The 5,176-nt window shown below is 68.2% G+C and carries 6 protein-coding genes; all 6 read right to left on the minus strand.

The window, feature by feature from the left end:
• The coding region (locus tag AB0E96_RS37915) for a FoF1 ATP synthase subunit gamma (RefSeq protein WP_359830926.1) at nt 1-622 on the minus strand (622 nt) is incomplete at its 3' end.
• 32 nt (nt 623-654) lie between these two features.
• Nucleotides 655-2,229, minus strand: coding sequence for a F0F1 ATP synthase subunit alpha (gene atpA, locus AB0E96_RS37920; protein WP_359830927.1), 1,575 nt, complete (start codon nt 2,227-2,229; stop codon nt 655-657).
• Between the two features lie 155 nt (nt 2,230-2,384).
• A complete protein-coding gene (locus AB0E96_RS37925; protein ID WP_359830929.1) occupies nt 2,385-3,200 on the minus strand; it encodes a F0F1 ATP synthase subunit delta in 816 nt (271 codons plus the stop codon).
• Complete coding sequence (locus tag AB0E96_RS37930; protein ID WP_359830931.1) at nt 3,197-3,751, minus strand: F0F1 ATP synthase subunit B; 555 nt, start codon at nt 3,749-3,751, stop codon at nt 3,197-3,199. The genes AB0E96_RS37925 and AB0E96_RS37930 overlap by 4 nt, the downstream gene beginning before the upstream one ends.
• Before the next feature lie 41 nt (nt 3,752-3,792).
• Nucleotides 3,793-4,029 carry an ATP synthase F0 subunit C gene (gene atpE / locus AB0E96_RS37935; RefSeq protein ID WP_031074289.1) on the minus strand — a complete coding sequence of 79 codons (237 nt, stop codon included), beginning with the start codon at nt 4,027-4,029 and terminating at the stop codon, nt 3,793-3,795.
• A gap of 91 nt (nt 4,030-4,120) precedes the next feature.
• Nucleotides 4,121-4,933, minus strand: a complete 813-nt coding sequence (gene atpB / locus AB0E96_RS37940; RefSeq protein WP_049651806.1) for a F0F1 ATP synthase subunit A — start codon at nt 4,931-4,933, stop codon at nt 4,121-4,123.
• Between the last annotated feature and the right edge of the window lie 243 nt (nt 4,934-5,176).

Raw genomic sequence — 5,176 nt, forward strand, 5'->3', positions numbered from 1 at the left:
TGGCCGGCTTCTGGTCGCTGAGCTGGACCTCGTCCAGCTTCAGCGGCAGCAGCCGCGCCTCGATCGCGTTCTGCGTCAGCATGGACACGAACTCGGTCGAGATCAGGTGGAGCTCGTCCACGCCGCCGGTCTCGGCCGTGAAGGCCTCGATCAGGTCGACCGCCACGGTCTTCGCGTCACCGTAGGTCGGCTTGTCCGAGAACCCCGTCCACGAGCCCGCGACCGTCAGGCCGCGGAACGTGTAGTACGAGACGCCCTTGCGGCCGATGATGTACGTCACCACGTCCTTGCCCTCGGCCTTGAGGCGCTCGGTGAGCGACTGGGCGGCCTTGATGGCATTGGTCGAGTAGCCGCCCGCCAGGCCGCGGTCCGCCGTGATCAGCAGGACCGCCGCGCGCTTGGCGTTCGGGTTCTCGGTGGTGAGCGGGTGCTTGGCGTTGGACCGGGTGGCCACCGCCGTCACCGCCCGGGTGAGCTCGTCGGCGTACGGAGTGGAGGCGGCCACCGCGCGCTGCGCCTTGACGATGCGCGACGCGGAGATCATCTCCATCGCCTTGGTGATCTTCTTCGTCGCGGTGACAGAGCGGATCCGGCGCTTGTAGACCCGAAGCTGTGCTCCCATGGGTCGTTACGTCCTTTCCCTCGCTACCGGACTCAGGCCTGCTCGGAGAGCAGCTTGCCGTCAGCCGTCTGGTAACCCTGCTTGAAGGCATCGATCGCGCTGGTCAGGGCGTCGACGGTGCCGTCGGCGAGCAGACCGGTCTCCACGATGCCGGCCAGCAGGTCCTTGTGCTGGAGGCGGACGTGGTCCAGGAACTCGCGCTCGAAGCGGCGGATCTCGGCGACCGGGACGTCGTCCAGCTTGCCGTTGGTGCCGGCCCAGATGGAGACGACCTGCTCCTCGACCGGGAACGGCTGGTACTGGCCCTGCTTCAGCAGCTCGACCATGCGCGCACCGCGCTCCAGCTGGGCCTTGGAGGCCGCGTCCAGGTCGGAACCGAAGGCGGCGAAGGCCTCCAGCTCGCGGTACTGGGCGAGGTCCAGACGCAGGCGGCCGGCGACCGAGCGCATGGCCTTGATCTGGGCGGAGCCACCGACGCGGGAGACCGAGATACCGACGTTCACGGCCGGGCGGATGCCGGCGTTGAACAGGTCGGACTCCAGGAAGCACTGGCCGTCGGTGATGGAGATGACGTTGGTCGGGATGTACGCCGAGACGTCGTTGGCCTTGGTCTCGATGATCGGCAGACCGGTCATCGAGCCGCCGCCCAGGGCGTCGTTCAGCTTGGCGCAGCGCTCCAGCAGGCGGGAGTGCAGGTAGAAGACGTCACCCGGGTAGGCCTCGCGGCCCGGCGGGCGGCGCAGCAGCAGGGAGACGGAACGGTAGGCCTCGGCCTGCTTCGACAGGTCGTCGAAGATGATCAGGACGTGCTTGCCGTCGTACATCCACTCCTGGCCGATGGCCGAGCCGGTGTACGGGGCGAGGTACTTGAAGCCGGCCGGGTCGGAGGCGGGAGCGGCCACGATCGTGGTGTACTCCAGCGCGCCGGCCTCCTCCAGGGCGCCGCGGACGGACGCGATGGTGGAGCCCTTCTGGCCCACGGCGACGTAGATGCAGCGGACCTGCTTCTCCGGGTCGCCCGAGCGCCAGTTGTCACGCTGGTTGATGATCGTGTCGACGGCCACCGCGGTCTTGCCGGTCTGGCGGTCGCCGATGATCAGCTGGCGCTGGCCGCGGCCGATCGGGGTCATCGCGTCGATGGCCTTGATGCCGGTCTGCAGCGGCTGCTTGACCGACTTGCGGGCCATGACGCCGGGGGCCTGCAGCTCCAGGGCGCGGCGACCGGTGGCGGCGATGTCGCCCAGGCCGTCGATCGGGTTGCCCAGCGGGTCCACGACGCGGCCGAGGTAGCCGTCGCCGACCGGAACCGAGAGGACCTCGCCGGTGCGGCGCACGGTCTGGCCCTCTTCGATGCCGCCGAACTCACCGAGGACGACGACACCGATCTCGCGGGTGTCGAGGTTCAGCGCGAGGCCGAGCGTGCCGTCCTCGAACTTCAGCAGCTCGTTCGCCATGACCGAGGGCAGGCCCTCGACATGCGCGATGCCGTCCGCCGCGTCAGTGACCGTGCCGACCTCTTCCACAGAAGCGGCGTCCGGCTGGTACGACTGGACAAAGTCGGCCAGCGCGTCCCGGATCTCCTCCGGACGGATCGTAAGCTCCGCCATCAGGCTTCCCTGCTCTCCTAGTTTGCGATCCTCGGCCCGCCATTGAGGGCCGCAAGTATTCGACTCTCGGCCGGGTCTTCCGAACCGGCCGTACGTTTGCCCGACTCCGGTGGAGCCGGTTTCCCGACCGAGGGTCGGATGTGCTGCTTCGGTGCTCAGCCTTCGAGCGACTGGCGAGCGCCTTCGAGGCGGCTCGACACGGTGCCGTTGATGATCTCGTCGCCGATCTGCACCCGGACGCCGCCGACGACCTCGGGGTCGACGTCGATGTTCAGGTGGACCTGGCGGCCGTACATCCGGGCCAGAGCACCGGACAGGCGCTCCTTCTGGGTGTCCGACAGCGGCACCGCGGTGGTGACCAGGGCCACCACGCGGCCGCGGCGCGCGGCGGCGAGCTTCGAGTAGGACTCGAGGCCCTGCTCCAGGCTACGGCCACGCGGCACGTTGACGAGGGCGGTGACCAGCCGGACGGTGCCGGCGTTGGCGCGGCCGCCGAGCAGCTTCTTGATCAGCTCGGCCTTCGCGACGGCACCGGCCTTCGGCTCGGTCAGCGCGGCCCGCAGCTCGTGCGAACCGCTCACCACCCGACCGAAGCGGAAGAGCTCGTCCTCGACGTCGTCCAGGGCGCCGGCCTTGTCCGCGGCGATGATCTCCGCGTAGGCGGCGAGCTCCTCGGTCGCGTCCACCAGGTCGCGCGAGCCCGACCAGCGGGAGCGGACCAGACCGGAGACCAGGTCGACGGCCTCGCCGGAGACCTGGCCGGTCAGCAGCGAGGTGACCAGCTGGGCCTTGTCCTGGCCCGACCGGGACGGGTCGGTCAGGACTCGGCGCAGCGACACCTCACGGTCCAGCACGGCCGTGACGGCGGTGAGCTCCTCGGCGAGCTTGGCCGCGTCCACCGAGGTGGAGTCGGTCAGGCTCTCCAGGTTCTGCCGGCCGGCAGCGAGGGCCTCGCGGCTGGCGCCGATCACTTGGCCGCACCCTGAGCAACGGCGGCCTTGGCCTCCAGCTCGTCCAGGAAGCGGTCGATGACACCGCTCTGCCGGGTGTGGTCCTCGAGGGACTCACCCACGATGCGGGACGCCAGCTGGGTGGCCAGCGAGCCCACGTCCTGACGCAGGGCGGCAGTGGCCTGCTTCTTGTCCGCCTCGATCTGGGCGTGACCGGCGGCGACGATGGCCTCGCGCTGACGCTGGCCCTCCTCGCGCATCTCGGCGAGCTGGGCGGCACCCTGCTCGCGAGCCTGCTCGACGATGCGGGCAGCCTCGTGGCGCGCCTCGGCGAGCTCGGCGCGGTACTGCTCAAGCAGGGCCTGGGCCTCCGCCTGGGCGGCCTCGGCGCGCTCCATCCCGCCCTCGATCGCGTCCCGGCGCTCCGACAGCACCTTCTCGATGCTGGGGAGGAGCTTCTTGCCGAGCAGACCGAAGACGATGAAGAAGCAGAGCAGGCCGATGATGATCTCGGGCCACGCGGGGAGGAGAGGGTTCATCTTCTCCTCGGACGCGAGCTGGACGATCGCCATGCTCATATCTGGACCTTCCTCAGAAAGGGTCTACGGCGGGATTACTTGTTGCCGAAGACGAACGGCATGACGATGCCGATGAGGGCGAGCGCCTCGGTCAGCGCGAAGCCGATGAACATGTTGGAACGGATGAGACCGGCAGCCTCGGGCTGGCGGGCCATGGCCTGGACACCGTTACCGAAGATCAGACCGACGCCGATGCCGGGGCCGATGGCGGCGAGGCCGTAGCCCAGGGAGGCGACGGAACCGTAGACAGTGCCCTCAGCGAGGATGCTCATTGACGTTGTCCTTTGCAGGGTGGTGATCCGGTGGTGATTGGCCACCGGGCGATCCGGGAGGTGGTTCTCGGCGGGGCCGTGGCCCCGGGGCTCAGTGCGCCTCTTCCAGGGCACCGGCGATGTAGCTGCTGGCCAGCATCACGAAGATGTAGGCCTGCAGGAACTGGACCAGCAGCTCGAAGGCGGTCAGGCCGACGGCGACGATGAACGAGGCCGAGCCGTACAGCGCGCCCAGGGACGGGCTGAGCAGGTACCAGGAGGCGATGGAGAACATCACGATCAGCAGGTGGCCGGCGAACATGTTCGCGAAGGCTCGGACCGCGAGCGTGAAGGGGCGCACGAAGATGTTCGAGAAGAACTCGATCGGCACCAGGATGAACATGACCCAGCCGGGGATGCCCGACGGCCAGCAGAGGTTCTTGAGACCGCCGACGAAGCCGTGCTTCTTGAAGGTCAGCGTCATGTAGGTGATCCACACGACCGCCGCGAGGCCGGCCGGGAACGCGATCGCCGCCGACACCGGGAACTGTGCGAACGGGATGATCGACATGATGTTCATCAACCAGATGAAGAAGAACATCGAGACCAGCATCGGGACGTACTTCTCGCCCTTCTTGCCGATCGTCTCCAGCACGATGGAGCGCTTGACGAAGTCGTAGCCGATCTCACCGACCAGCTGCAGCTTGCCGGGAACGAGGCGCGGCTTGGCGAAGGCGGCCCAGAAGAACACGACGACCAGGAGCGCGACGATGATCGACAGCAGCATCGGCTTGTTGAACTCGATGCTGCCGATCGAGAAGATCGGCTTGAACTGGAACTCGTTCAGACCCGGGGCCGGGAAGCCACAGCCAGCGTCCCCGAAGTGGCAACTGCCTGAGGCGAGGGACGTGAGTTCAGCACTCACCGCGGACTCCTTCGTCGTGACGCATGGTTACGGCAACCTCGGTGTGTCGGCGTGGCCTGCGACCACGGAGCGGCACTGGAACTTGATGGGTTTCTCGCCGACCCCGCGCGCCGGTGCACGGCACCACAGCGGGATCATCGAAGACTGCGCGGATCAGGGGGGCGATCCGTCCGCTGTCCGGACAGACCTGGCCTCTTCCCGTACTCCGTTGTTGCGACGGACGATAGCAGCCCGTCAGCGCGG

The sequence above is a fragment of the Kitasatospora sp. NPDC036755 genome (assembly GCF_040636595.1).
Taxonomy (GTDB): Bacteria; Actinomycetota; Actinomycetes; order Streptomycetales; family Streptomycetaceae; genus Kitasatospora.